A 26481-nucleotide genomic window follows, 5' to 3' on the forward strand; every position below is an offset into this window, starting at 1 on the left:
CGGTGAGGATGCGCAGCGGCGCGTCAGGCGGGGGCGGGGGCGGCCATGAAGCGGCCGGCGGCCACTGCTGCGCGGAGAGCTTCGAAGTCGGCGAGGGACTGGTCGGCGTAGGCGAAAGCCCAGTCGACGACCGCGTTGACCAGGGTCTGCGACGTTCCGATGTATCCCGCGATGAACGCCGCGTTCGGGCTCTGCGCGTGCGCCCGGGCGAGCAGCGCGCCGCAGGCGGCGACATAGTCGGTGAACGGCTCCCGCCCGAGAGCGTCGATGTCGAACGACACGTTGCGGTCGCGGAACTGCCGCACATAGAAGTCGTAGCCGCTGAAGTTGAGGTATCCGAGGAACGGGTCGGACACCGCCTGCAGGATGCGCTGGTTCGAGACGACGCGCCCGCCCTCGTGCGACCGCAGCTCCCGCGGGTTCACACCCGGCAGCGCATGACGGGGGATGCGCCCGAACTGCTGCACGACTGAGGCGGTCGCCTCCTTCAGCTGCAGCACCAGGGGATCGGCACGAGGACCGGTCAGCACCAGGATGAAACACCGCGTGCCCACGCTGCCGACGCCGACGACGCGGCGGGCGACATCCGTGATCTCGTACTGCGAGAGCAGCAGCGCCACCTGCGATTGCACCGTCCGCGCGTACTGGCGCATCGCCTCGGCAACCTCCTCCTCACGTCTGGCGTCGACGTGGGTGAGCGTCGGCGGGTTCTCGACGATGACACGCGTGCCGTCGGGCTGCAGTTCTGTGATCTTCTCCACCACCCGGGCCGACGTGCGGTTCTGCGCCGCACGCAGGGTGGCGTCGAGCGTCTTCTGCGACTTCTTGCCGAACTGCGATGACCCGGGGCTGACCGTCGCCGTCAGGTAGAAGCGCTCGAGCGCATCCAGCTGCATCGCGCTTCGGAGGGAGTCGCGGTAGGCGACGGCGGATGCGATGGCGGCGCCCCGTGCATCCGTCGCCGAATACCCTTTGTGGCGCGCCGCGATCACCACACTGGTCACCATGCGTTTGAGGTCCCACTCCCACGGGCCGTAGGAGGCCTCGTCGAAGTCGTTGAGATCGAAGACCATGGTGCGCTGGGGCGAGGCGAAGAGTCCGAAGTTGGCGATGTGGGCATCGCCGCAGATGACGATCTCGGCGTTCGTGTCGACCCCGGTGCGCAGGTCGGCGGCCTGGATGGCGGCGCTGCCTCGGTAGAACGCGAACGGGTTGGCGAGCATCCGGCTGATGCGCAGCGGCACGAGGTCTTCGAGTCGAACAGCGTTCTGCTGCTCGAGGATGCCCAGCGGGTCTCGATCGCTGCTGGGGGTGTACTCGGCATGGGAGGTGCGGGGGATGCTCGAGCGCGTGCTCCGCCCATCGTCGAAGCGTTCCTCGAACGAGACGACATGGGCGTGTTCGAAGCGCAACCGGCCCGGAGCTGGTGTCATGGCGTCAACCTATCAACGCAGGGCTTGTCGCGACAGCATGGTTGGCGAACGAGTCTTACCTGACGGTTCAGCCCCGAACGGGGGGTTGGGGACAGACTGATCTGTCTATTAGGCTCGTGGAAGAGGGCTCCCGACCGCACAGACCCGACTGTGCGGGCCCTCTTTTTCAAGGACTCCCACCCGAACATGCGTCGTGCCCTTCAGTGGTTCAGCAAACACCTGCCCGTAACTCGCGCTCAGCCGGACCGGCACCTCGCCTCCGGGCAGACGTCGATGACCGTGCTCGTGCCGTCGTCCGGGGCGGATCCGCTTGCCGTGCGCGCCACGATGCTCTCGGCCGCGCTTCAGGAGCGTCCATCGGTGCGGGTCGTGCTGCTGCTCGACGACGACCCCTACCCGGCGGATTCGGACGACGCCGCACGGCTCGCGGAGACGCGCGCCATCGCCGGTGACATCATGCGGCTGCTCGCCGAGCCCTGGCGCCGAGCGAGCGATGCGCTGCTGCGCTTCGAACTGGAGCACTCCGGGGATGCGAACGCCGACGCATCCGAAGCCCGTGCGCTCGCCGGCGAATACGCCTGGGCGGCCGGCTGGCTGCGCGACCTGGCCGAGGGTGAGGAGAGCGACGATGCTGTCGGTCGGTTGCTGGCCGACCAGGTGCTGCGGACGCTCGCCGATGAACTCGCCGTCATCGGGGAGGCGGCTGCTACTGCCGCTGTTGCCCTGTCCGCCGACCGCGTGAACGAGCTCTACAGCCGACTCGCCTGGATCTTCGGCGCCGAGCTGACCGTGTTCGAGCGCAGGAAATACTCCTCGACGTCGCACGCGCCAACCACGTCGTCGAACGTCGATGCCTACCGTGCGCTGATGGGAGGCGCCCACCGCATCGAGGAGACACCGGACGGCACCGCGCTGAAGCCGGCCGCCGAGCGCCGTCCCGGGGATATCCGCGTGCCCGGAAGCGATGCCGTGCTGACGCTCGACGCCGGCTCGCTCCTGCTGCGGGACTCCAGCCGGCTGCTCGCGTACTCATTGCAGGGACCGGATGCCGCACGCGACGTCGGCGCTCGGGAGACGGCAGAAGCGGCGACGGATGCCGACGTGCTCGCCTGGCGCGGGATGCTCTACCACTGTGACGCCGGCGACACCCTACGGGACTTCGCCGGGTCGGGCGACCCGACCGGGAAGTGAGCCGGCGACACACCGCGGGCGGCCGCTCGCGGGTGGCGGCCCCGTGCGCCTGCCGCACGACTATGGTTGTGCTGCACAGAGGAAGGAACACCGGATGAGCCGGGTCACGATCGGCGGGCTCGCCGATCAGCTGGGACTGTCGAAGGCGTCCGTCTCCTATGCCCTCAACGGCCAGTCCGGGGTGAGCGAGGAGACGCGCCGCAGGGTTCTCGACCTGGCCACGTCGCTGGGGTGGCATCCGAGTTCGAGCGCGCGCGCCCTGTCGCGGTCGCGCACCGACTCCATCGGGATCGTGCTGCGTCGTGACCCGGGCCTGCTCGGCTCGGAGCCGTACTACATGAGCCTGCTCGCCGGCGTCGAAAGCGTGCTCGCCGAGACCGGCAAGGCGCTGCTGCTGCGCATGGTCGGTGTGAGTTCGCGCGAAGAGATCAGCACCTACCGGCAGTGGAGCGCCGAGGGCCGGGTCGACGGCGTCATGCTGTTCGACCTGGTCGTGGGCGACGAGCGGCCACCCCTGCTCGACGAGCTCGGGATGGCGTATGTGGTGCACGGGTCGACGCCCGACGTGGCGCCGGGCCGGGTGCTGACCAACGATGTCGGCAACGATGTCCGGCTGATCGTCGATCACCTCGCGGAGCTCGGGCACACGAGCATCCTGCACGTCGCCGGTCCCGCCGAGTTGGCGCACGAGGTCGACCGCACCCGGCTGCTCAGCGACCGCGGCGCTTCGGCAGGCATCCAGGTGACCTCGTGCAATGCCGAGTACAGCATGGAGGAGGGTGAGCGCGTCGTCGTCGCAGCGCTCGCCGCAGACTCCGGGATCACCGCAGTCGTCGCATCGAGCGATCTTCTCGCGCTGGGCGCGGCGGCCGCCGTGCGGCGGCTCGGGCGGTCGGATGCGGCCATCATCAGCTGGGACGACTCCCTGCTGTGCCGGATCGTCGCGCCCGCCATCACCGCCCTCGACCGGTTTCCGGAAGAACAGGGTCGGCGCAGCACGCGGATGCTCCTCGACGTACTGCTCGGAGTGGAGCCCACCGAGACGGCGGCACAGCCGAGTGAGTTGGTCGTGCGGGCGACGAGCGTGGCTGCGCATCCCGTGGATGCTTAGCCGATCGACCGGCACAAATACAAGCCTTGACAACTGAACCGGTTCAGTTAGTCTCGACGGAGGCCCGGTGGACACCTGTGTCTAGTCGGCGTACGTTACGCGTCGTCTGATCAGGGCGTCCACGACGCACCGGCCTCACACCGAGAGACAAGGAAGTCACTATGAGAAAACGCGCCATCCTCGCAGGCGCCGTCGTAGCCGCAATCGCACTCGTCACCGCTGGATGCAGCGGCAACTCGGGCAGCTCAGGGAGCGGAACGACACTCACATACTGGGCCAGCAACCAGGGCACCAGCCTCGACAACGACAAGCAGGTGCTCACTCCGGTACTGGACGAATTCACCAAGCAGACCGGTATCAAGGTGAAGCTCGAGGTCATCGGGTGGAACGACCTGCAGACGCGCATCCAGACCGCCGTCACCAGCGGCCAGGGGCCCGACGTGCTGAACATCGGCAACACCTGGGCCGCGTCGCTCCAGGCGACCGGCGCGTTCATGCCGTTCGACGACTCCGCGATGAAAGCGATCGGCGGTTCGGACAAGTTCGTCAAGACGGCACTCGACACCGGCGGCGCACCCGGCAAGACCGTGACCAGCGTGCCCCTCTACGGACTCGCGTACGGCCTGTACTACAACAAGAAGATGTTCAGCGACGCCGGCCTGACGCCGCCCGCCACGTGGGAGGACATGGTCGCCGACGCGAAGAAGCTGACCGCCGGCGGAAAGTACGGCTTCGCCCTCGCAGCGGGCAGCTACACCGAGAACGCACACTTCGCGTTCATCAACTCCGCGCAGAACGGAGCCGAGCTGTTCGACAGCAAGGGCAACCCGACATTCACCTCCGATGGGGTGGTCACCGGCATCAAGCGCTACCTCGACCTGATGCAGACCGACAAGGTCGTCAACACGGCCAACGCCCAGTACGACAACGGTGTGAAGGCGGTCAACGACTTCGCCACCGGCAAGGTCGCGATGATCCTCAACCAGAACAACGCGGACTCGTCGATCGTCGCCAACGGGATGAAGAGCGACCAGTACGGCGTGGTCCCGTTCCCGTCGCCGACCGGCGGACAGCCCGTCGCGAGCCACGTCGCCGGCATCAACCTGTCGATCATGAAGAACACGAAGAACAAGGATGCGGCGCTCAAGTTCGTCAAGTACATGACGAGCGAAGCCACCCAGACAACGCTGGGCAAGCCGTACTCGTCGCTTCCCGTGCTCAACGGCGCCAAAGCCGTCTTCACCGACAACGCTGAAGAGGCCGCGACGTTCCAGAAGATCTACAACACCATGTCGAAGCCGCTGCCGCTCGTACCGGCCGAGGACCAGTTCGAGAACACGGTCGGCAAGGCGATGAACGATATGTTCGCGAAGATCGCGACCGGTGGCACCGTCTCGGATTCCGACGTCAAGGCTGCGCTGAAGAACGCGCAGGACCAGGTCAAGGCGGGCATGTAGCAGCACGACCCCGGCGGTCCGTCGCCGCCTATCGCTGCGACGGACCGCCGATCACTTCCGACCACGAGTGAAACAGGTTTTACATGTCGACGACGACATCAGCGGAGCTACCCCGCAGCGCCAGCGCGGCAGGCGCGAAGACGAAGGCGGCGGTCAAGCGCCCCAGGCGCCCACGGCCGAAAGGCTGGTGGCTGCCGTTCGCGCTGCTCGCGCCCGCCATCATCTTCGAGATCTTCATCCACGTCATCCCGATGCTCACCGGGCTCTGGATCAGCCTCCTCAAACTGACGAAGTTCTTCATCGCCAACTGGAGCGCTGCGCCCTTCGTCGGGCTCGAGAACTACCGGGTCGCGCTCGACTTCAACGGCGCGGTCGGTCAGGGGCTGCTGCAGTCGTTCCTCGTCACCTGCGGTTTCACGATCCTGGTCGTCGGCATCTCGTGGAGCCTCGGGATGGCCGCTGCCGTCGCCCTGCAGCGCAAGTTCTGGGGTCGCGGCTTCTTCCGCACGCTCTTCCTCGTGCCGTACGCGATCCCGATGTACGCCGGGATCATCGCCTGGAAGTTCATGTTCCAGAAAGACACCGGCACGATCAACCACCTGCTCTTCGACAACCTCGCGATTCCGGGCGGCAGGCCGTTCTGGCTCCTTGGCGGAAACGCGTTCATCTCCATCGTGGTCGTCGCGATCTGGCGCCTGTGGCCCTTCGCGTTCCTGATGCTGATGGCCGGCCTGCAGAGCGTGCCCGAAGAGATGTACGAAGCATCCGCTGTCGACGGCGCCAAGCCGTTCCGCCAGTGGCGCGCGATCACGCTCCCCATGCTGCGGCCGGTGAACACGGTGCTGCTCTTAGTGATGTTCTTATGGACGTTCAACGACTTCAACACACCGTACGTGCTCTTCGGCACCGCCCAACCCGCGGCCGGCGACCTGATCTCGTTCCACATCTACAACGCGTCGTTCCTCACCTGGAACTTCGGCTCGGGAGCCGCGATGTCGGTGCTCCTGCTCATCTTCCTTCTCATCGTCACGGGCATCTACCTGCTCGTCATCAACAGGAGGTCGCAGCGTGCGTGAGACAGCCCCCTCGAGAGTGTTCCGCTGGGTCGTACTCGTCGTCCTGACCATCTTCACGGTCGTCCCGCTCTACGTCATGGTCACGACCTCGCTGAAGACGCTGCCCGAAGTGCAGGCGGCCTTCACCTGGTGGCCGACGCACATCACCTTCCAGCCGTTCATCGACATGTGGAGCACGGTGCCGCTGGCCAGCTACTTCGTGAACAGCCTCATCGTGGCCGGGTCGGCGACCATCCTCAGCGTGATCATCGCGATCTTCGCCGCCTACGCCGTCTCGCGGTACCGGTTCAAGGGACGCACCGTGTTCACCACGACCGTGCTGTCGACGCAGATGTTCCCCGGCGTGCTGTTCCTGCTGCCGCTGTTCCTCATCTTCGTCAACATCAACCAGGCGGTGGGCATCCAACTCGTGGGGACGCGGTTCGGCCTGGTGATCACGTACCTGACGTTCGCCCTGCCGTTCGCGATCTGGATGCTGGCCGGCTACTTCGACGGCATCCCCCGCGAACTCGACGAAGCGGCCAAGGTCGACGGAAGCGGTCCGATGGGCGCGCTGTGGCACGTCGTGCTGCCGGCCGCACGCCCCGGCATCATCGCCGTCGCCATCTACGCCTTCATGACCAGCTGGGGTGAAGTGCTGTTCGCGTCCGTGATGACCACGGATGAGAACCGCACGCTCGCCGTCGGCCTGCAACTGTATTCGACCCAGACGAACGTGTACTGGAACCAGATCATGGCGGCGTCGCTCGTGGTGAGCATCCCGATCGTCGTCGCGTTCCTGCTGCTGCAGCGGAGCTTCGTCGCCGGGCTCACCGCGGGGGCCGTCAAGTAGTTCATTGAAGAAAGAGACCATGGACCGTCCTTCACCCGTGCTCACCGTCAGCGACAACCCCGCGATCTGGCTCGGCGCCAACTTCTGGTCGCGCACCGGGGGGCCGCTCATGTGGACCACCTACGACCCTGCCGTGGTGCGTGAGGAGTTGCGCGTGCTCGCCGACCACGGTCTCAACCTGACGCGGTCGTTCTTCTACTGGCCCGACTTCCACCCGACGCCGGACAGGTTGGACGAGCAGTGCATCGCCAACTTCCAGGACTTTCTGGATGCGCACCTCGAGGTCGGCCTGACCACCGTGCCGACGTTCCTCGTCGGGCACATGTCGGGGGAGAACTGGGACCCTGCGTGGCGGAACGGTCGCGACCTGTACTCGGACATCTGGTTCGTCGGTCGGCAATCCTGGTACGTGCGCGAGCTCACCGCGCGGTTCGCGGAGCATCCCGCGATCGCCGGCTGGCTCATCACCAACGAGATGCCGATCTACGGCGGAGAGGCGCCGCGGCCGATCGTCGCCGCGTGGGCGGAGATCCTCGTCAACGCGGTGCGTGCCGGGGGCGGCACCCAGCCCGTGTCGGTCGGCGACGGCGCCTGGGGCATCGAGACGACCGGGCACGACAACGGATTCTCGGCCGTCGACCTCGCACCGATCACCGACTTCATCGGCCCGCACGTCTACCAGATGGAGACCGACCAGCTGCGCCAGCACCTCAAGGCTGCGTTCATCGCCGAGCTGTGCGCGATCTCGTCGCAGCCGGTCATCATGGAGGAGTTCGGCCTGACCAGCGACTTCGTCTCGCCGGCCGGTGCCGCCTCGTACTATCGGCAGCTGCTGTACAACACGCTGCTCGCCGGCGCCACCGGATGGATCGCGTGGAACAACACCGACTACGACACGGTCATCGGGCAGCGGCCGTACTCGCACCATCCGTTCGAAATGCATTTCGGCATCACGGATTCTGCGGGCAAGCCCAAACCGCCGCTGCTCGAGTTGGCCGCGTTCGCCGAGACATTGGCGGCTGTCGACCTGGCGAATTCGCGTCGCGCGCCGGTGGATGCGGCAATCGTCGTGGGCTCGTATCTGGCCGCCGACTACCCGTTCACCAACGAATCCGAGCGGCAACTCATCGTCGCCGCGACCGAGCAGGCGTATGTGGCTGCGCACGAGGCGCACATCCCGGTCGCGGTCGTGCGGGAGGCTTCGGACGGCGGTATTCCGTCGGGGTATGGGCTGTATCTGCTGCCGTCCGTCAAGCAGCTGACCGGGCCGTCCTGGGTGCAGTTGCAGTCGCTCGCTGCCGGTGGGGCAACCGTGTACGCGTCCTATTGCGCCGGCGAGAGTGGTGCTCAGCGCGGGCCGTGGTGGGTCTACACCGAAGAGCTCTTCGGTGTTTCCCGCGAGTTGTCGTACGGTCTTGTCGAGCCGCTCAGCGCTGGGTCGGACGTCGTTGTGACGTTTGTCGCGCCGTTCGGATCGCTGGCCGCTGGTTCCGAGCTCCGTTTCCGGGTGGCCGGCAACGAGCACTCCCGGACCTTCCTTCCGGTGACCGTGACGGACGGTGAGGTGGTGGCCGTCGACTCCGAGGGTCGCCCCGTCATCGTGGTCAAGCGGCACGGTGCCGGGCGGGCGGTGCTGAGCACGTATCCGTTCGAGTACTTCGCCTCGGCTTTGGGCCGCATCAACCCCGAGGAGACGTGGCGGCTGTACGACGCGCTGGCTGAAGTTGCCGGGGTCGAGCGCGACGTGCTGGTGGATGATCCGCTGGTGTTCGTGGATTCCCTGGTGCACGCCGATGGGCGCCGTTTCGTTTTCTTCGTGTCGCAGCATCCGGAGGCAGTGACATTCGAGCCTCGGGTGCCTGGCCGACTGCTTGCCCTGAATGGCACTCCGACGGATGCGTCGCTGACGCTCGACCCCTACGGCGTGGCCGTCCGGCTGCTGTCGTTCGACTGACGGCTGGGGTGTCGTTCGACCCGCGCGCGACACGGTACTATGGACAGGTTGTCTTCGATGCCCGGCTGCAAACGTCGGGCATCGGATGACTCCGGGCTGTGGCGCAGCTTGGTAGCGCACTTGACTGGGGGTCAAGGGGTCGCAGGTTCAAATCCTGTCAGCCCGACCAAAAAAGCCCCGGAATCACGCGGAAGTAGCGTGGTCCGGGGCTTTTCTTTTTGGTCAAAGAGCCTCGTGTGTGTGCAGTGTGTGTGCAGTGACTGCTTTTCGGGGCACGATGGCAGCCGCGCGTTCTGCGGCGTCCCTCGAGGCCGAACCGATCAGATGGCCATAAATGTCAGACGTTATGCCGACTGACGTGTGCCCCAGTCGTTTCGACACCACGGCAATGTCAGTGCCCGATGCGATCATGAGTGAAGCGTTCTCGTGGCGCTGGCCGTGGAAGGTCAGCTTTGGAAGCTTTGCCTTCACTCGCAGCTTGTCGAACAGCCGGGTAGCGTACTGCGGCTTGAGCGGTTCGCCGTTTTCGTAGGTGAAGATGTAGCCGCTGTCACGGTACGCCTCGCCCCATTCGTCGGCTTCCTGCTGCTGGGTCAGCTTCCACGCGATCAGCACCCCGGCCAGAGTGTCATCAATATCGATGACGCGGTTTTGGCCGGCGACCGTCTTTACATCACCTTCAACAATTGCAGGCCCAGCCTGGGTGCGGTTGTTCGCGACGGTGATGCGTCGCTTGGTCATGTCCACGTCTGACCATCGCAGGCCGATTGCTTCGCCGCGTCGCAGTCCAGTAAACACGACCGTTTCGAACAGGGCGCTCAGTCGGTGCTTGGCGGCGGTATCGAGGAACACGCCAACCTGATCCGGCTCCCACACCTTCACTTTCTTGGATTCGACTGCGGGCAGCTCGATTCCAAGGCTGGGGTTGTGATCGATCAGCGCTGACTTTTCAGCCGCGCGCAACGACCCCTGGATAACGGCAGCCATCCGGCGAATCGTTGTAGCTCCCCGGCCAGCGTCCATCTGCTCAGCAACGAAAGCATTGATGTGGAAGCGGCGAATGTCCGTGAGCTTCATACGCCCCAGAGCTGACGGGGCGATGTCGTTGCGAATGTATCGGGCATAGTTGTCCAGCGTGGTCGCCGCGAGGCCCTTACCGGTCACTGCCCGCCGTGGGAGCCACTTTGCGAGGTAGTCGGCGTAGACCTCTTTCGTCGGTGCCACGTACGTTCCACGGTCCAATTTGACCGCTTCTGCGTTGCGAGCTTTCTGGGCCTCCGCCTTGGTGCTGAATGTGGCCTGTCGGATCTGAAGGCGCTTTCCCGTTCTGGGGTCCACACCTCCTGCGAGGTAGAATCCCCACTTGCCGTGCTTCGGGTCTGAAACCAGCAGGGGGCAGGCCCTGGCGATCTGTTCGGGGCTTGCGCCCACCGGGAGAGAAGCAAACTGGCGCTTGTTCTCGTCCCGGCAACCGCAGCGCCTGTAAATGTCAGCGCTCATAGATCCATCCCCAACCGTGTTCGTCGTGTTCGACTAGGAACCGCTCGAGCGGAACCTTCAGCGCATTCGACACGTGGTACAGATGCTCCACGGTCAGGTTCGCTTTGCCATTGATGATGCGGCCCGCGTAGTCGTACGAAACGCCCAGCATGGTCGCCAGATCCTTGCGGCGCACGTCATGCCAGATGCACGCAACACGGATGTTCTCGCAGGCGATTGACCGCACCGATGGTGCAGGTGCGTAATTTTGCGCACCTGCACCCGGTGTGACCGTCGCCTGCCGCAGCAGGGTCGGGGCGGTCGGCATCATTAGCGGGTTGCCCCGTCGATGACTTCCCAGCCGCTCTTGCCGTTCGACATCTCGAATGAGAAGTCCACTCCTGCAGCCTTGAGCGATTCGATGACTTCACCCAGCCCCGGCTCGTCAAGCAGCTCGCCAGCGGACAGGCCGAAGTAGTACAGGATGCGGAGGAACTCGGTGAGGGTGACATCACCCAGCCGAGCCAGGATGTCAGCGCTGTCGAGTTCGTGCTCCTGCATCTCTGCTGCGATGACCTTGCGTGCGTTCCTGAGAACGCCAGCAACGTGATCGTCTCCGTAGTTCGCCCACGGGATATCCGTGCTGGCTCCGATGCCCTGGTTGGTGGAATCGGTAGAATTGGTGTCGTTCATGATGTGTTCCTTTCAGGTGTTACATCGTGGATGCTGCTCCCGGTCTGTTCGCGCAGGCCGGGAGCGTTTTCGTTTCGGCCTTGTGCCGCTACGTCTCTAGTTCGCCGCCCTTAGGGCCATCTGCTGGCCCAAGGTAGCCCTTCTTCCTGCTCATGCCGACCCACCGCGCGGCAGTCGAGTGCGACTTGAAAAAGTGCTTCGCGACTTCCTGGGTTGGGTTCTCGCCATCTGCCCATGCCTGCCGGTACACCTCTGCCACCTCTTTGAGAAGCGCGTCAGTAACGCGATCACGGCGACGAGTCGCAGGAAGGTCTTTGACTGCCAAAAGAGCCTCGTAGTGTCTACGCATCTTCTCTTGCTCGTCAAGGTCGTCGTCGTCATCGGTGCGCTGAAAGACCAGTTGCAGGATCGCTTTCGATTTCCACCATGACAACGGTCTAAGGGACTTGACCAGCTTGAGTGCCTCGTCTACTTCAAGGCCCACGCTCACAACATTCATTAGGAATGGCTCGCCCTCGTGAACGATGAAGTTCAGCGCTATCGCTATGGGGCTGGCGTCCTGGCTCTCGTCGTCCCTTCTGACAAATACGTAGAAGATGCCGGGAACGGTTGACCGCCCCACCTGCACATTTTTCACACGCTCCACTTTTGCCGGCGTGAGAAACCAGCCGACGCCGACGTGCACCAAGTACCCCTCAGGGGCAAGGAACGATTCGCTGTCTTCAATCGGCATACCTCAATCCTCTCATATCGGCAAGTAAATGGCAAGCCTATACCTGTACTGATTTTGAAATGGTTAAGCTAAACGACTATGAAGTGACATAGATGTGGCAAAATGGGGTTATGACCAAAACTGACCCTGCCAAGATCGCCAAAGCGCGTGCGGCTGCCTCGAATGGTGAGGGCCGCGCACTGCGACTCAAGAACCGCTTGTCGCTATCAGAGGTCGCCTCAGTCTGCGAGGTGGACCAATCCGCCGTGTGGCGATGGGAACAAGGGGAACGTGCCCCGCGCGCAGCAGCGGCGATTCGGTATGCCAACCTGCTCGACATCCTGCGAGGCCTAACGTGACCATCGATGAACTCCGCAGTCGCCTGACGATCACTGTTCCTGAGGCAGGCGAACTGCTCGGAATAGGACGCCGACAGGCGTACTCCGCTGCGAAGGATGGCACGCTCCCTGTCCTGCACATCGGCTCTCGCGTCGTCGTCAAGGCTCAGGCCCTGCTCGACCTGCTCGAGGCCAACTAGCAACACCTGCACTACCTCACGGCGTTCAGCCGAACCCAGGCACATTGAACACGTTACGCAGACCCGGATGGACCTTTCCGAATGCCGCTTTTCACTTCCGCCAATTCAGTGCTTCACAATGCACTGTTCGATTTTGACCCCGCCGAATACGACGGCCTGACCCGCGACGACTTGACCGATGAGGTCATCCGCAAATACCAGCGCGCTAAGACGTGGCGCGACAACCACATTGCAGCTCGGGACATTCACTCTGACCCCACGTTTCGCGCCTTCCTCGCTTCCTACCGCCAGCCCAAGGGCAATCGGACGCCGCTGGCAAAGCTGAGGAGCGAACTGGCGGAAGCATCTGCCGACGCCGCGAACCTCTGCCGCACGATCCGCCGTTGGGGTCGGCTGCTCAAAGAGGAAGAGTACGACCAGCTCAACAGCGAACTTGAGGGCTGCTTTCTCAGGGCTGAAGCGATCGAACGGGAGCTGTCCCGCATCGCTGAGAGCATCGCCGCGTGAGGGCGCTTATCGGTGCCAGTGTCGAAAAGGCACTGGACGCCACCCTTTGGCGACTCATGACCAACGAAATCGGGCTGCACGACTGCACGCCCGCCATCATCGGCCTCTACTCAATCGGGTACGACCACGGCAGACAATCCATGCTGCCCGAACTCGAGCGCGCCCAGGATGACCGGGACGCTTTGTACGAACGTTGCTACAATCCCGGCTCCAAGCTCGCTGACGTGCGCCTCCGACGTATGCGTGCAGCCGCTGAAGAATACTGGGCCGAATTCGTAGCGCAAGCCGCAGCCGAACAGGCTGCAACCGAAGGCCGCGATGAGTAACGCGCGGGCACTGCGACCACTCGCAGATGAGATCCGCACCATCCCCGAACTACTGGCCGCACCCAAGCCTGTGGAAGTCGTAGCAGGCACATTCGATGAAGGCACAGTGTGTCTGATCGGCGGCTACTGGGGAACAGCCAAGTCGTTCCACGCCGTCTCCATCGCAGGGGCAGTCGCTACTGGTACCGCATGGTACGGGCGCACGGCAGCACAGCGACGAGTCCTCTATATCGCAGCGGAAGGCACCTACGGCATTGGCGCACGCTTCCACGCCTGGGCAACCCACCACGGCGTAACCATCCCAGACCGGGAACTCGAGGTGATGACAGTCCCCGTGCAACTCACCGACCCCGAAAAGGTGGCTGAGCTGTGCAAGGTCATCGAAGCCCACCAATACCGGTTCATCGTCGTGGACACCCTCTCCAAGTCCATCGTCGGAGCAGACGAAAACTCCGCCAAAGACATGAGCGTCGCCGTGTCAGCCCTCTACGACATCCTCGACGCCACAAACGGCGGAAACGTTCTCGTCCTCCACCACACCGGCAAAGACAAAACCACCGTCCGCGGATCATCAGCCCTCGAAGCCGGCGTAGACATCGCCTACCTCAGCGAATCAGACGGCGACATCTTCAGACTCAAACGCACTAAACGCAAAGACGGCCCCCTCGAGGACGAACGCAGCTTCGAACTTGTCCCCGTCGATGACACCGAATCAGTGACACTTTCTGTCCGCTGGGGTGCGGACATGACCGACAAAGCCAAGACGCTCTTGTCCGTCCTTGTCCAGAATTTCGGTGCTCTCGGTGCCACGAAAGCCGAACTCCGCAACGTCTCCGAAATGGCCCCCGCCACCTTCCACCGCAGCCTCAAATCCCTTCTAGAACAAGGGCACATCCACAACAGCGGAACCGAAGCGCGGCCCCACTACAAGCCCACCGAAACCACCATCCCCTCATAGCCATGTCCGCACTGTCCGCAGTTGTCCGCCCTATCAGTGACATGTCCGTCCGTCCCCCTCTCTATAGAGGGGACAAAGGACACCGACACGGACAAACAGACACCCAGAAACGAGAAACGACCCATGACCAAGGAAGCAACCCCATGAGCACCAAACACCCAAATACCAGTGCTGGCCGGTCTGCCCGTGCCATCGAGGCGATTTCCCCGAACTCCCCGCGCGCGCGTACCCGGCTGCACACACAGCGCACACACACGCCCAACAACCCAGTGTTTGCAAGGGTTTCCGGGTGGCCCGTTGTCACCGTGTCAAGTGCGGGGGTGGCTCATGCATGACGACAGGAAGCGCGCTGTGACCATTCAGAAGCAGCTTGCAGCCGAGTACGGCGAAGCGATGCAGGCCGTTCGCGAGCATGACAACCACCTTGCGCAGACGATCAGCTTGTACGTGTCAGCGCTGCGTACCGAGTGCGCCAGCCGGCGCGTGGAGGCTTCCGAGCTGCACGCCCTGCTCAACGGTGTGACAGGGGGCCACGATGGACACGCCTGACGACTGGACCCCGGCATTCCCTGGGCAGCGGCCCCCGTTCCAGCCCGGTAACCGGCTCAGCGTCGGCAACAAGGGACCACTCAAGCACGGAGCCAACTCGCCAGTACGCATCGCAGCACGAGCCGCCGAGATATCCAAGGGGCTGCGCGAACAGTTCAACTACCTCAACGCTCCGAGTTTCAAAGGCGAACTGGCGATGTACGCGCGAGCGCAGGCGCGAGCGGATCTGTTCGAAGACTGGATGGAAACGCTCACCGACGAAGAGTTGATGTACCCAGGCGCAGGGAAGTCCACACCTTGGGAGCTACACCTCGAGCTATCCACGCGCGCAGCCAACCTCTCGAGTCATCTCGGCTTCATCCCGTCCACGTTCCACCAAGTGGCGGACAAGATCGCACGGGCAGAGCGCACCATGGCCAAGCGCGCAGAGGCAGCGCAGTTACAGGCTGACCTGCGCCAAGCGGTAGGTAAGCAGATGATCGAGAAGGCTCGCAACGGTGAGGAATGGTTCCCCGGATTCAACATCGGCGGTCGCAAATGAAGACCCCCACCACCCCACCCACCCCCCCTCTGAGCGACGAGGACACCCCCGGTTTACCCGCGTCGGTGCGCGAGCCATTTTTCATTTTGGATTTTTATGAAGGGGGCGGTGTCCAAAAAAATATCGCGAAAAAAATCCTGAAACTTGTTTTTTGTCAGCGGATGGTGGCGCTGAATGTTCTCGCTTCGCTGCTGTTCGCTGCTGTCGTCCATCTGATCACTATTGTTACGGCTTTTGGTGATGTGTGGCGTCGTCTGAACGTGAATCCAACGCCCTCATCGGGTTCTACGTTCTGCCAATGGTCGTGGTCTGGGACGATCCACTGTTCGTCAGTGTTGGTTGGCGTGAGGACGTATACGTACCTCACCACTTCGCCTGTGTTGTTGACTGCGCGCCATTTCTGGTCCATTGAGGCATCTGTAAGCGCTTCGATGATCCAGTCCTGGTGTGGGGTCGCTTGGGCTTTCAGTAACGCTGTGTGCTCTTCTGTGGCGTCTGCGATGCGTCGTTGTGACGCTGCGGAGTCGGTTGCGCTCGCTGCCGATTGTTCGGCTGCTCTCAGCGCTGCGGCTTCGTGCTCGCCCGCCTTGTCGCGCGCGTCTTGGGCGTCAGATCTTGCCTTGCGTGCTTCGACCACTTGGATGATCGCGACAACGGCTGCGATGACGGCGACGCAGAGTATGCCGAGGTTGATCCAGTTGGAGGCATCCACGTTCCGCACTCTATCGGCGGTGTGTGCCCGGTGACGGCATTGGATGACCTTCTGAAGGGTCCGGTTGCCAATCAGGTGATGCGGTCCCTGTTGCGGGATTTGACGGTTCAGTTGCGCTCGAATGGGAAGCCTTTTCCGCTGTGGGGCAAGCCTGTTCTCGAGGCGTTGAGTGCCGCGGCGGGGGAGCCGTTGCCGGATTCTGTTAGGTCCGCTATCGGACCTGCTCCTGTCACTGTGGAACCAACAGCTTGGGTTTCCGTCCACACGGCGGCAGGCGAAGTGGGGAAGTCGGAGCGGCACATTACAAGGCTCGCGGCACGGGGAAAAGTCCGAGCGAAGCGCGTAAATGAGCGCTCCTGGCAGATAGATCTTGAGAGCTTGAGAAATGTCCTGAGGAGGGCACATGAGTAAGAGCGTTGACGAAGATCCGGACGTGATTGTCGAGGATGCCGAAGCGAAAGCGGTTGAAGCTGAAGCCTTGGTGACCGCGATTGAGGATCGTATTGTGGCCGGCGATGACACGGTTACGCATGCGGACCTGTCGGAGCAGATTTCGGTGGCTAGGTTCGCACGCAAGCTGGTTGAGGCTGCCCGCGAGAAGGCCAAGAGCATCCGTGAGTCTAAGCGTCAGGTAGTGCTCAGTCAGATTCGCGGCGAGATGGATGCTCACGCGACGGCGGAGGGCACGCGGCGGGTTGAACTGCTCACCAACGTGGAATCGGCTGTTCTGGCTTTCGTAAGCGAGTACGCGTCTGACAATGCGAAATTCTCTGATTGGCGCGGGCGTATGGCTGCTGCCGGCGTGAAGCCGATTGGGCCGCGCTTCGCCGCCTTGGCGTCCGATCAGGGCTTGTCCTACTCGGATAGTGCCGTCCGTGCGGGGACTCGAGAATTCCAGCCCGAGTACTCGGGATTGGTGTTGCAGGGGCTTCTGCATTCACTGCTGAATAGCTCTCAGCTTGGGCGTGAGTATTTCACTGCTGATAACGCTGGCTATCCGACCCGTGACGAGCTGTTCGCCCGTGTGAGGACGGTGGCGCAGGAGGTTCCAGGTATCCCTGAGGATGCGCTTTTCTACCGTCACGAGAACGGTCAGGTGCATATGCGTGACACCGCGCACGCGTGGCCGGCTGAGGATCTGAAGCGGCTTGGTCTGACCCCGATTTCGCGTGAGGAGGCGATTGCCGAATGACTACGCAGCGAAGCAACGCGTGGATGAAGTAGGCAACCCCTGAGGAGATTGATAAGGCGCGAGTTGCGGGTGAACTTGAAAGTGTGATGGCCGGTGTTCCTGACGCTCCTGATGAGGAGGAGAAGGTTTACACGGCCTGGGCTGCAAACCAGAAAACTCAGGCTTGGGCATCCTCCGCAACTGCCGAGCAGGTCACTGCCGCATACAACGCGGGCGAGCTCGATCTGATTCTGGGGCGCAAAGGACCGGGGAAGGTTCCGCCTGCTTTGGACCACCGGAATTGACCCGAATCCCACCGTCAACTTTCATGCCCGCTTCGGTGGGCTTTCGTCTTTAAGGACACCCGCAATGACTTCAGCCTTTGAGGATCTTGAAAGTTCGTCACGCGTCCAGCTCTTCTTCGAACAGGTTGCTGTCGAACTCGCGGACCCCGGCGAATGGTCGCAGATTCAAGCGCTGATCGATTACGCAAACGCGACTGACGACCCCGCCCTTGAGTTGGCCGTGTTGGCCGGGGCGGCTTTGCAGCAGTACGCGAAGTTGCTTGTCGAGGGGACAAGTTCGCGGGATGAGGCGCTGGCGTACGTGCAGCAAGCGCTGATGTGGAACGACATGGCCATGATCGGGGAGGGATCGCATGAGTGAGGGACCCACCGTAGCTGGCAGCATCATCGCCAAGCTGCGTATCGACATGGAGCAGTTCAAGGCGGATGCGGCTGAGGCAAAAGGCATTGCCCGTGAACTTGGGGCGATGGAACCGACCGTCAAGGTTGATGCGAAGGTGGGCGACGCAATCGCACAGCTTGAGGCCGTAAGAGTTGCATCGGATGGTGTCGGGAAGTCAAACACGAACCTTGGCAACACGGCTGGGTTCGGCGCTTCGCGGATGGCGTTGATTGCGGGGGCGGTGGCGCTCCTGCTGCCCATGCTCCCTGCGCTCGCCGGCTATTCGACTGGGGTTGCTGGCGCGCTCGCAGGGATGGGCGCAGCAGGCATTCTCGCCATCTTCGGTGTCAAGAATGCGATGGAGGAAGGTACTGCTGCCGGTAACACCTTCTCTGCCGGGCTGCAGATCCTCAAGGGTGACTTCAACCAGTTGGCGGGGACCGCAGCAAGTTCGATGCTGTCGGCCTTCACGCAGAGCATTTCAACGCTCAACAGTTACATGCCTGCCCTCAACGGGCAGATTGGCGTGTTCGGGAAGCAGCTTGGCATTACGTCGAACTTCCTGGTCAGTGGTGTCCTGAAGGCGTTCGAAGTACTGAACCCCCTGTTCGTTCAGGCGGGCGTGTACGTCGAACAGTTAGCGCTCGGATTCCAGCGATGGACGCAGGACGGTGGACTACAGCAGTTCACGCAGATGGCGATTGCTTCACTCCCGCAAGTTGCCACCGCTTTGGGTTCCCTCGTGAAGGGCACTCTCGATCTTGTAGGCGCGTTCGCTCCGCTAGGCACCTTCCTGCTCGGCGCGCTGACGACGCTTGGTCAGTTAGCCTCATTGATTTCCCCTCTGCTCGCCAACCTCACCCCTCTTGCACTGGGTGCGGGAACGGTCTACGGGGCGTTCCTCCTATGGAAGAACATTGCCCCCACCGTCCGGGATGCGGCGGCTGCGGTGCGTGGGTTCGGCCTGGATCTGTCCGTTGTGGGTGGAGTGGCGGGCATTGCCGTGGCTGCGCTCGGGTATATCGCGTCATCGTTCATCACTAGCCGAATGGCTTCCGAACAGGCCGCGAGCGCGCTTCAGGACTATACGGCGGCTGTGCAGGCAGACAACGGTGTGATCGGTGAAAATATCCGCCAGCAGACGGCAAAAGCACTTGCTGACAAAGACTCGCTTGGACAGTACAACAGCCTCGGCAAGTCCGCTATTGACATTGGGCGCCAGCTGGGTCTGTCCGCTAAGACGGTCGAAGCCGCTGCGATCGGTCAGCGTGCCGCAATTCTGAAGGTCAATCAGGCGATGACGGATTACGCCAACAACCCTGCGAACTCGACAGCGAAGGTCGCGGAGTTCCGGGCGAACTGGATCAACCTGACTGGTGTCATCTCTGACAATCAGAAACATATTCAGGCCCATATCAAGGCCTACAACGATGTTGCGAAGGCTCAGGGTTTCGCGACCATCAACACGAAAGCCCAGTTGCAGGCGCAGACCGATCTTGCCCAGTCGTACGGAATGTCGCTACCGCAGTTGCTTGCCGCTCGTGGTGCGCAGAAGCAGAACGCAGATTCAGCGGCAGCGGCCACACAGCAGTTGCAGCTCGAGAATGACGCGGCAACTCTGCTGACGAACGCTTTCACGATTCTCAACGGTGGCATGCTGTCGGTTGCTCAGGCTCAGACGGGTGCTGCTGCGGCCACCAACACCCTGCTGGATTCTTTCAAGCAGAACGGCACCGCGATTGATGGGAACACGAAAGCGGCGGTTGCTAACCAGCAGGCGATTGAGTCGAAGGTGTCTGCCGATCAGCAGGCTGCTGAGGCGATTGCGAAGCAGACTGGTTCAACTCAGGCGGGCACGAAAGCATACGGCGATTCGAAGGTTGCGCTTGAGAACCAGTTGCGGGCGACCCATAACCTGACTCCGGCGATTCAGGCGTATATCGACAAACTGTATGACGTAAAGAACCTGAAGGTTCCGCCGACAGTTCTGGAAATCAACCAGGGAGCGCTTGCTAAGGCAAAAGCGAACATTGCCGACTTCAAGGCCATGCTTGCTTCGATCACCCGCAACATTCAGGTTGGGGCAACCGTCGTCGTCAGCGGCCCAACCTCAGGACTCGCGACAACGGCCGGCAAAGCTCTCGTGCGAGCTGATGGCGGTCCGGTGCCTGCTCATCTCGCGGCGGGCGGGACGATCGGTTCGTATCTGGCAGCCGGTGGGTTCCCGTTCCAGGCGCAGGGCACCGACACGATTCCCGCGATGCTCAGCCCGCACGAGTTCGTCATCAAGGCATCTTCGGCTTCATATAACCCAGGTTTCCTGAGGGCGTATAACCAGAACCCGAGAGCAGCGATGGCAGCCGCAGCGCCCGTGACGCACAACACGACTTGGAACATTTCCGGCCCTGACCCTGACGCCGTTATCGCAGGCATCCAATTCCGCCAGCGCGCTGCGGGGCTTGCCTGATGGCGCAGTTTTCATGGGTTGCAACGGACGCAAAGACCGGAACTGTAATCGCGGATCTTCCTGACCTTCAGCTCACCGATGTGATCCGGCAGACACTTGGCCGGTATGAGTCAGTGGGTGCGACTCTGCCGCTCCCGTCAGCCCCTGAGAACTGGCAGCGAGCAACTACCTCGGGTGCCGCGAACCTGATCCTGCTTTCCCAACCAACCGGTTTGTCAGGTGCCTTCTCTGGCCAGCCCATTCCGGTATGGGGTGCCACGGTTGCCACGGACCTGATTGACGAAACGGATGTTGTGCAGCTCGGTCTGACAACTCTCGAGGCGTACCTAGATCGCCGCTATGTGGGTAACCAGATCTTCACCGCGGCGGGTCAGAACGACATCATCAATACGCTCATCGGCGGGTACATAAGTGTTGGACCTAACGGGGGTATCCCAATTCGGGTCCAGTACGTCACAGCAGGCTCAGGGAAGGCACGGGATCACACCTACGCAGACCAGGACGACAAGACCGTTTACTCTGCGTTGACGGACCTGATGGCCGTGCAGGGTGGCCCCGAATGGTATATCGGCTGGGAACATCAATCCTCACCTGAACGGTACACACCTGTCCTTTATGTGGGTGACCGAATCGGCGCGGCAGTCGCAGCAGGCATGTCCCCGAACGCCGCGTTCGAAATGCCGGGGCCGGTCACAAAGTTTCAGAGGCTTCGTGACTATTCGGCTGGTAAGGGCGCGAACTCGGTCGTGGCCACTTCCAGCGGTCAGGGGACTTCCCGCCCCCAGTCTCCGCCTCAAATTGTGACTGATCCGCTCCGCCCTACGTATGAATACCGGTGGACACCCTCAACGTCGATCATCGACCCGAACACCCTAATCGGGTGGGCGCAGTCTGCCGTTGCTGCGATGGATGGCGGGGCTGTCACCCTGACTCTTTCGGCGGCTGCTGACGTTGCCCCCCAACTCGGCACTGACTGGTTTTTGGGTGACGACATCGGATTCAACATCGGCGGACTCGACCAAAACGGGGATGACCTCGTACCGGGCTTCCCTGGCGGCTACAAGGGCACTGCACGCGCTATCGGCTACCAGCTCGCACTCGACAACACACCCATCATCACGCCGGTTCTCGCCGGCCCTGCGGTCGGATAAGGAAACACAATGGGAATCAGCCCCGGAAGTCTCGCATGGAACGTGCCCCCGCAGATGGGCGATGACGCACGCAAACAGCGCGACCTTGAGCGCACGCAACGCGAACAGGCATCAGCTCTATCTGCTGCCGCAACCCAGATCGGCTCAGGTGGGCTGCTCGTCAACGGTGGCGGCTCAATCACCATCAGCGGTACCGGCTCGCTGAACGTCGGTTCTGGTGCGCTCAACTCGGGTGGTTCGATTACCGCTGCCACTACCATTACCGCGGGTGGGAACATTCAGGGCGGTGGGCTTATCTCCACTGGCGGCATCACTGCTACGGGTGGCATCGCGGCAGGCGGCAACGTCTCAGGGGCGAACGTTTCCGCAACAGGCAACGTGTCCGCTGGCGGTGGAGGCACATTCCCCACTGGCGTGAATAGCACTGGCGTCTACAACAACCTGCTCACGGTCGCCTACCGGGTGCAGTACGTGGACTCCACAGGGGCGATGGGTTACGTGCCATCGTCACGCCGATTCAAACAGGACATCACCCCGGCCCCAGATGTCACGTCGGCAATGATGGCGATGCAGGTTGTCACGTTCCGATACAACCAGGCTGTTGCTGAGCTGGGCGCGAAGGCTGCGGTTGAGTGGGGTGTCATCGCTGAGGACATGGACGCGCTCGGGCTGAAGTGGGCGGTCGATTACGACGCACAAGGCCTGCCGTACGGTGTCAAATATGACCGGATCGTGCTGGCGCTCATTCCGACGCTTCAGGATCATGAGCGGCGGCTTACCGCTGCGGGACTCTAGTCGCAGACCGGAATGCCGTTCACCGTCGATGCGCTTCCGGATGCGCATGCCGTGGTGTCTGGAGCGTTTGTACCAGGGATGTTTGGTACAGGTGAGCCTGCGGGTAGTCCGCTCGAGGTTGGGGCGGCGGGGGCGGCGGGTGCGCTCGCCTGCTGCGCTGGGGCGGACTGTTGAACCGTCTGCTGCTGTGCCGCCTGTTGGGCTGCAGCGGCTTCCTGTGCCGCTTTCAGGGCGGCAGCTTTCGCGGCAGCAGCTTTCTGCGCCTTCACGGCTTCCTGCTGTGCAGCGATCTGGTCGGTGTGGTTGATCGCTTCCGCCTGTGTTGCGTCCGCCATAACGGCTGCGTCTTCAACTGATGCGGCTTCCATGACGACGGATGATGCTTTCGCGTTGGCCAGCAGATGAAATTGTTTCGCTTGCGCGCGCGCGTTCTCTAGCCCGACAGATATTCCGACTACTGCGCCCACAAGGACGACGACGGCGACCGCCCCGCCAATGACGGTGGAATGGACCGACTGCTTACGTTCCCCCTGAGGCTTGCTCACGTGTTCAGACTACGGAGATAAACCCCCATATTAAAGAGTGTCCGCGCTTAAGGCTTTTGTACCTTAATGCTCGCGATAGTCGTGCAGTGTGCGCGAATGTTCTACGTGTTAAATGCCCAACATGCGTAATCGCCCTTGCCGAGGCGGAGGCGCGGGGGACACTCTGAGGTGTGCTTGCCGCGATCTACTGCCGCATTTCGTCGGACCCGGAAGGGACCGCGCTCGGTGTGCAGCGCCAAGAGGAGATGTGTCGGGCGCTCGCTGCGCGCCTTGGAGTCGTAGTCGCGACGGTCTTTGTTGACAATGATGTCTCCGCAAGTTCCAAATCTAAGAAGGCCCGGCCAGAGTACGCCGCGATGCTGCGCCGTGCTCGTCTCAATGAATTTGGGGTGATCCTGGCCTATTCGAACTCTCGTCTCACGCGCCGCCCTCAGGAGTACAACGACCTCATTGATGTGGCTATGAAGCACAAGGTGCGAATTAGCACTGTTGCGTCGGGCGAGTTCGATCTGAACACTGCGGATGGTCGCGCTGTCGCACGCACCATTGCCGCTTGGGATGCCGCAGAATCCGATCGCCTGAGTGAACGAGTCAAGGCAGCAGCCGATCAACGTGCGGCGTCGGGCAAGTTTCATGGCGGCCCGGCTCCTCTGGGGTTCCGTGTTCGGGACAAGACCCTAGTTGTGGCCCCGGCGGAGGCGAAGCTGATCCGGTTCGCCCTGGCTCGCATTATGGCGGGCGACTCCCTAGGTGCCATCGTTAAGGGTTGGAACTCTAAACTCGTACCCACTCGTCGTAGAACGCGCTGGTCCGCAATGGTCCTTCGGCACGCTGTGCGCAATCAGGCATTGATCGGCTTGAACAGTGCTGGGGTGGCGAGTTGGGATCCGATCGTAGATCTGGCGACCTTCACAGGCGTGGCCCACGTTCTCAACGAACGAGGTCAACACGGGGTGCCCCACCAACGCTCATCGTTAGGTGGCGGTCTCACCCATTGCGGCCGGTGCGGTGCCCGGTTGATCCTTTCTACCAGCCATGCAAACTCCGTGATGGTCTGCGTTGCGGGACGGACGGCGCATCCTCTGGACGGCGACGACCCGCGCGCTGGCCCGACCCGGCTTTCGTGTGGCAAGACAATGATGAGAGCTGACCGACTGGAGGTATACGTTTTCGACGCCGTCCTCAATATGCTCCCGGTGAGCTTCATGTCGTCACGCTCGCGCAGATCAGAAACCCTGAATGAGATTGAACGCTTGGACTCCTTGATGCTCGACCTGGAGTCAGCGCAGCAACCCGACTGGGAGGCGAAGGGGATAGGTCGGGCAGCGGCCGATACGCGGCATCTTCTGGATGAGACACGCGAGGCAAATGCGGCGCTCACTGCGGTGCTCGAGCGTGTTCAATTCCACGAGATCTTCGCTGGCGGAGTGGATTGGCGCAGTTGGAGCATTCCCCGGCGGGCATATTTTCTTCGGAGCATTATCGATCGCATCGAAATTGACCCGCTTCCGGTCGGGCGGAAAAGTCCGCCCCACAACCCCCAAATGACTCGCGAAACGTGGGAGAGGGTGGAGCGCGACTTTTGGGACGAAATGGCACCTCAACGAATCCGCATCATGTATTAGCAATCCTTCCGTGCCGAAGTCACATTGTGTACCGAGGTGCCAGGAGTGCTCGCGCAAATATCCAACTGATCGGAGTAATCGTGGCAATCGTGGGCTACGCAAGAGTCGCAAGGGCATCGGAACAGAACCTTTTGCAACAGGTGAAGGTCCTCGATGCGGCTGGAGCGCAACGCATCTTCACCGACAACGGGGTATCGGGTGCAATAATGCAACGACCCCAACTCCTTGCCTGTCTGGATCATCTGCAACCCGGAGACGTTTTGACAGTGTGGAAGCTCGACAGGCTCGGCAGAAACACCCGCCAGATACTCGAGGTCATCGAAGCGCTACGGGAGCGCCATGTAGGCTTCCGCAGCCTCACTGAGAATCTCGACACGACCGGACCAGCAGGGGCCGCGATGCTCGCGATCATGGCTGCCGTACAGCACCCCGCCACACCCACACCTGACGGTGCTCCCCAAGCGGCCCCTCAAACTCGACACGCACCGCGTGCTCAGACCACGCCGTAGCTGTGCACTCGATCAGCTCCGCGATCTGACCGAAATGCACCCAGGCGAGGGCCGACACAGAGCCAGTCTTTGCGCGCGCTAGCTCCTCCTCAAGCTCGAGCGAAGTGAGCGACACGGGCTGCTTCCCGATCGTGTAGGGGTGCGGTTTCTGCGACGGAGGGATCGACGGATACCGTTTGTTGCTGCCCATTTTTAGAACATAGGTTCGAATGTCTGCTGACCACAAGATGAGACAGCCGTTCTGCTCCCCAACCGGGTAGCGTCATCGCATGGCAAGCGTCACAGGACGAAGACTCACCAACGGCAGAGGATCTTGGCGGGTCCAGGGACGAGACGAAAGCGGCCACATGGTACAAAAGACCTTCGCCGACGAAGTCACAGCCCGCAGGTTCGGTGACGACCTCGACACATACGGCTGGTCAACCGCACTCCGTTTACTTGATGCCGGCGTGCTCCCCTTGGAAGATGGCGACCGAACCCAGCTTGGGCTACTAAGAGCACGCATCGCACGATCACAACGCGCCGACTGGCACCAGTTCGGAAACCCTGATCGTGCAGTGATGCGCAACCATCTAGCTGTGGCAATCGAGTGGCCATGGATCAACGTATTCGCCGACGCCTCCGAGGAGGAGATTGCACTCATCCCCAACTTCGACCCCTCGCGAATCATCCTTCGCGTGTATTGGAACACCTCCCTAGTCGATGAAGTCACCATGTTCATGTTTCGCGGCACCTATCAGGCTTGGGGCATCGCCTGGGGATCCGGCACAGCGGTCAGCGTTTGGCACCACGCAGCAGCAGGATTCCTAAATCGTCTGCATGGCCACCGCGGCTACAATGCCGCCTTCGAACAGTACGGAGCAAAGATCCGAAAGACCCTTCCCCGCTAGAAGTCACACGCCGTGGGCGTTCTGTCTAGCGGCGACAGCCTGTGCCACCCGAACGGTGAACTTGTCCAGCTCCACCAGGGCCTCCGCAGCGGCATCATCGACACTCTTTTCTGGCACCGCGCCCTCCTTTTCGACTTGGACGGCTGCGGCGTAGGTGGCGATTGCGTCGAGTAGCTTACGGTCTTCAGCGGTTGCGGCCATTTCTAGACTCCTCTGTCTATCGTTGCCGCTGAACGTACACCCTTGGGGTAACGGGCGCGCCCCTGTGTGTGCACTTGTGTGTGCGCGCTGCGGGAAACGGTGGGAAACAGGCGTTCATACGCCCTCGGGCTGACCGATCAAATCCCTTGATTTTCCGCCTGTCGGGACACCACGGGAAACAGTGGTTCATGCCGGTAGCGTCACTGGGGGTCAAGGGGTCGCAGGTTCAAATCCTGTCAGCCCGACGTTCTGAAAATGGCGGGGTCACCAAAAGGTGGCCCCGCCATTTTCATCACTCGCTGCTGACTATTGGGTCCCATCGCGCCGGTTCCGAGGAGCCGCGCAGCGGCTTCACGGCCGTGCCGATGGGC

At 62.2% G+C, this 26481-nt stretch carries 29 protein-coding genes and 1 tRNA gene; 22 read left to right on the forward strand and 8 right to left on the reverse strand.

Going from position 1 to position 26481, the window contains the following annotated elements:
* Positions 1–23: 23 nt before the first annotated feature.
* Entirely contained in the window at positions 24–1433 is a 1410-nt protein-coding gene (locus tag G3T36_RS17215; RefSeq protein ID WP_163291066.1) for a DUF2252 domain-containing protein, read from the reverse strand.
* Between the two features lie 186 nt (positions 1434–1619).
* On the opposite strand from G3T36_RS17215, the gene G3T36_RS17220 reads away from it, so the two are divergent.
* From G3T36_RS17220 to G3T36_RS17250, 7 genes are all read left to right on the forward strand, one after another.
* The gene (locus G3T36_RS17220; RefSeq protein ID WP_163291067.1) at positions 1620–2624 is read left to right on the forward strand and encodes a hypothetical protein; all 1005 of its coding nucleotides are present in this window, start codon (positions 1620–1622) and stop codon (positions 2622–2624) included.
* A 94-nt stretch (positions 2625–2718) separates the two neighbouring features.
* Positions 2719–3735 (forward strand): LacI family DNA-binding transcriptional regulator, encoded by a 1017-nt coding sequence (locus G3T36_RS17225; protein ID WP_163291068.1) that lies wholly within the window; start codon positions 2719–2721, stop codon positions 3733–3735.
* Positions 3736–3896: 161 nt separating this feature from the next.
* Positions 3897–5192 (forward strand): ABC transporter substrate-binding protein, encoded by a 1296-nt coding sequence (locus G3T36_RS17230; RefSeq protein ID WP_163291069.1) that lies wholly within the window; start codon positions 3897–3899, stop codon positions 5190–5192.
* An 83-nt stretch (positions 5193–5275) separates the two neighbouring features.
* The gene (locus G3T36_RS17235; RefSeq protein ID WP_163291070.1) at positions 5276–6268 is read left to right on the forward strand and encodes a carbohydrate ABC transporter permease; all 993 of its coding nucleotides are present in this window, start codon (positions 5276–5278) and stop codon (positions 6266–6268) included.
* A complete protein-coding gene (locus G3T36_RS17240; RefSeq protein ID WP_163291071.1) occupies positions 6261–7100 on the forward strand; it encodes an ABC transporter permease subunit in 840 nt (279 codons plus the stop codon). The genes G3T36_RS17235 and G3T36_RS17240 overlap by 8 nt, the downstream gene beginning before the upstream one ends.
* Before the next feature lie 19 nt (positions 7101–7119).
* A complete protein-coding gene (locus tag G3T36_RS17245) occupies positions 7120–9054 on the forward strand; it encodes a cellulase family glycosylhydrolase (RefSeq protein WP_163291072.1) in 1935 nt (644 codons plus the stop codon).
* A gap of 92 nt (positions 9055–9146) precedes the next feature.
* Positions 9147–9223 (forward strand) — tRNA-Pro (locus G3T36_RS17250).
* A gap of 53 nt (positions 9224–9276) precedes the next feature.
* Here the strand turns inward: G3T36_RS17250 and G3T36_RS17255 are convergent.
* From G3T36_RS17255 to G3T36_RS17270, 4 genes are all read right to left on the reverse strand, one after another.
* Positions 9277–10554: a tyrosine-type recombinase/integrase gene (locus G3T36_RS17255; RefSeq protein WP_163291073.1), complete on the reverse strand. Its 1278-nt coding sequence runs from the start codon at positions 10552–10554 to the stop codon at positions 9277–9279.
* Positions 10544–10864: a helix-turn-helix domain-containing protein gene (locus tag G3T36_RS17260; RefSeq protein ID WP_163291074.1), complete on the reverse strand. Its 321-nt coding sequence runs from the start codon at positions 10862–10864 to the stop codon at positions 10544–10546. The genes G3T36_RS17255 and G3T36_RS17260 overlap by 11 nt, the downstream gene beginning before the upstream one ends.
* Complete coding sequence (locus G3T36_RS17265) at positions 10864–11226, reverse strand: hypothetical protein (RefSeq protein ID WP_163291075.1); 363 nt, start codon at positions 11224–11226, stop codon at positions 10864–10866. Before G3T36_RS17265 ends, G3T36_RS17260 begins: the two co-directional genes overlap by 1 nt.
* Before the next feature lie 88 nt (positions 11227–11314).
* Entirely contained in the window at positions 11315–11959 is a 645-nt protein-coding gene (locus G3T36_RS17270) for a hypothetical protein (RefSeq protein WP_163291076.1), read from the reverse strand.
* A gap of 110 nt (positions 11960–12069) precedes the next feature.
* On the opposite strand from G3T36_RS17270, the gene G3T36_RS20240 reads away from it, so the two are divergent.
* The 7 genes from G3T36_RS20240 to G3T36_RS17305 all read left to right on the forward strand — a co-directional run bounded on the left by G3T36_RS20240 (position 12070) and on the right by G3T36_RS17305 (position 15357).
* Positions 12070–12297 carry a helix-turn-helix domain-containing protein gene (locus G3T36_RS20240; RefSeq protein WP_163291077.1) on the forward strand — a complete coding sequence of 76 codons (228 nt, stop codon included), beginning with the start codon at positions 12070–12072 and terminating at the stop codon, positions 12295–12297.
* Positions 12294–12476: a helix-turn-helix domain-containing protein gene (locus G3T36_RS17280; RefSeq protein WP_163291078.1), complete on the forward strand. Its 183-nt coding sequence runs from the start codon at positions 12294–12296 to the stop codon at positions 12474–12476. The genes G3T36_RS20240 and G3T36_RS17280 overlap by 4 nt, the downstream gene beginning before the upstream one ends.
* An 81-nt stretch (positions 12477–12557) precedes the next feature.
* Entirely contained in the window at positions 12558–12983 is a 426-nt protein-coding gene (locus tag G3T36_RS17285) for a hypothetical protein (protein ID WP_163291079.1), read from the forward strand.
* A gap of 56 nt (positions 12984–13039) precedes the next feature.
* Positions 13040–13309 carry a hypothetical protein gene (locus tag G3T36_RS17290; protein WP_163291080.1) on the forward strand — a complete coding sequence of 90 codons (270 nt, stop codon included), beginning with the start codon at positions 13040–13042 and terminating at the stop codon, positions 13307–13309.
* The gene (locus G3T36_RS17295; protein WP_163291081.1) at positions 13302–14267 is read left to right on the forward strand and encodes an AAA family ATPase; all 966 of its coding nucleotides are present in this window, start codon (positions 13302–13304) and stop codon (positions 14265–14267) included. The genes G3T36_RS17290 and G3T36_RS17295 overlap by 8 nt, the downstream gene beginning before the upstream one ends.
* A 351-nt stretch (positions 14268–14618) precedes the next feature.
* Complete coding sequence (locus G3T36_RS17300) at positions 14619–14816, forward strand: hypothetical protein (protein ID WP_163291082.1); 198 nt, start codon at positions 14619–14621, stop codon at positions 14814–14816.
* Complete coding sequence (locus tag G3T36_RS17305) at positions 14803–15357, forward strand: hypothetical protein (RefSeq protein ID WP_163291083.1); 555 nt, start codon at positions 14803–14805, stop codon at positions 15355–15357. Before G3T36_RS17300 ends, G3T36_RS17305 begins: the two co-directional genes overlap by 14 nt.
* 154 nt (positions 15358–15511) lie before the next feature.
* Here G3T36_RS17305 and G3T36_RS17310 read toward each other — a convergent pair whose 3' ends face one another.
* Positions 15512–16069: a hypothetical protein gene (locus G3T36_RS17310; protein ID WP_163291084.1), complete on the reverse strand. Its 558-nt coding sequence runs from the start codon at positions 16067–16069 to the stop codon at positions 15512–15514.
* Between the two features lie 403 nt (positions 16070–16472).
* Here G3T36_RS17310 and G3T36_RS17315 point away from each other — a divergent pair, with 403 nt between their 5' ends.
* The 5 genes from G3T36_RS17315 (at position 16473) to G3T36_RS17335 (ending at position 22340) form a co-directional block, all read left to right on the forward strand.
* The gene (locus G3T36_RS17315; RefSeq protein ID WP_163291085.1) at positions 16473–17261 is read left to right on the forward strand and encodes a hypothetical protein; all 789 of its coding nucleotides are present in this window, start codon (positions 16473–16475) and stop codon (positions 17259–17261) included.
* A gap of 348 nt (positions 17262–17609) precedes the next feature.
* Entirely contained in the window at positions 17610–17906 is a 297-nt protein-coding gene (locus tag G3T36_RS17320) for a hypothetical protein (protein WP_163291086.1), read from the forward strand.
* Positions 17899–20394, forward strand: coding sequence for a hypothetical protein (locus G3T36_RS17325; RefSeq protein ID WP_163291087.1), 2496 nt, complete (start codon positions 17899–17901; stop codon positions 20392–20394). The genes G3T36_RS17320 and G3T36_RS17325 overlap by 8 nt, the downstream gene beginning before the upstream one ends.
* Positions 20394–21545, forward strand: a complete 1152-nt coding sequence (locus G3T36_RS17330) for a hypothetical protein (protein ID WP_163291088.1) — start codon at positions 20394–20396, stop codon at positions 21543–21545. Before G3T36_RS17325 ends, G3T36_RS17330 begins: the two co-directional genes overlap by 1 nt.
* 9 nt (positions 21546–21554) lie before the next feature.
* Entirely contained in the window at positions 21555–22340 is a 786-nt protein-coding gene (locus G3T36_RS17335) for a tail fiber domain-containing protein (RefSeq protein WP_163291089.1), read from the forward strand.
* Here the strand turns inward: G3T36_RS17335 and G3T36_RS17340 are convergent.
* A complete protein-coding gene (locus G3T36_RS17340; protein WP_163291090.1) occupies positions 22337–22885 on the reverse strand; it encodes a hypothetical protein in 549 nt (182 codons plus the stop codon). The genes G3T36_RS17335 and G3T36_RS17340 overlap by 4 nt on opposite strands.
* Before the next feature lie 170 nt (positions 22886–23055).
* Between G3T36_RS17340 and G3T36_RS19880 the strand changes: the two genes are divergently transcribed.
* The 3 genes from G3T36_RS19880 to G3T36_RS17355 all read left to right on the forward strand — a co-directional run bounded on the left by G3T36_RS19880 (position 23056) and on the right by G3T36_RS17355 (position 25909).
* Positions 23056–24510 (forward strand): recombinase family protein, encoded by a 1455-nt coding sequence (locus tag G3T36_RS19880; RefSeq protein WP_163291091.1) that lies wholly within the window; start codon positions 23056–23058, stop codon positions 24508–24510.
* A gap of 80 nt (positions 24511–24590) precedes the next feature.
* Entirely contained in the window at positions 24591–25019 is a 429-nt protein-coding gene (locus G3T36_RS17350) for a recombinase family protein (protein WP_163291092.1), read from the forward strand.
* Between the two features lie 269 nt (positions 25020–25288).
* On the forward strand, positions 25289–25909 hold the full coding sequence (locus tag G3T36_RS17355; protein ID WP_163291093.1) for a hypothetical protein: 621 nt from the start codon (positions 25289–25291) through the stop codon (positions 25907–25909).
* Between the two features lie 3 nt (positions 25910–25912).
* Here G3T36_RS17355 and G3T36_RS17360 read toward each other — a convergent pair whose 3' ends face one another.
* Positions 25913–26110, reverse strand: coding sequence for a hypothetical protein (locus G3T36_RS17360; RefSeq protein ID WP_163291094.1), 198 nt, complete (start codon positions 26108–26110; stop codon positions 25913–25915).
* Positions 26111–26481 lie beyond the last annotated feature (371 nt).

This window comes from Leifsonia tongyongensis (genome assembly GCF_010686705.1).
GTDB classification, from domain to species: domain Bacteria; phylum Actinomycetota; class Actinomycetes; order Actinomycetales; family Microbacteriaceae; genus Diaminobutyricibacter; species Diaminobutyricibacter tongyongensis.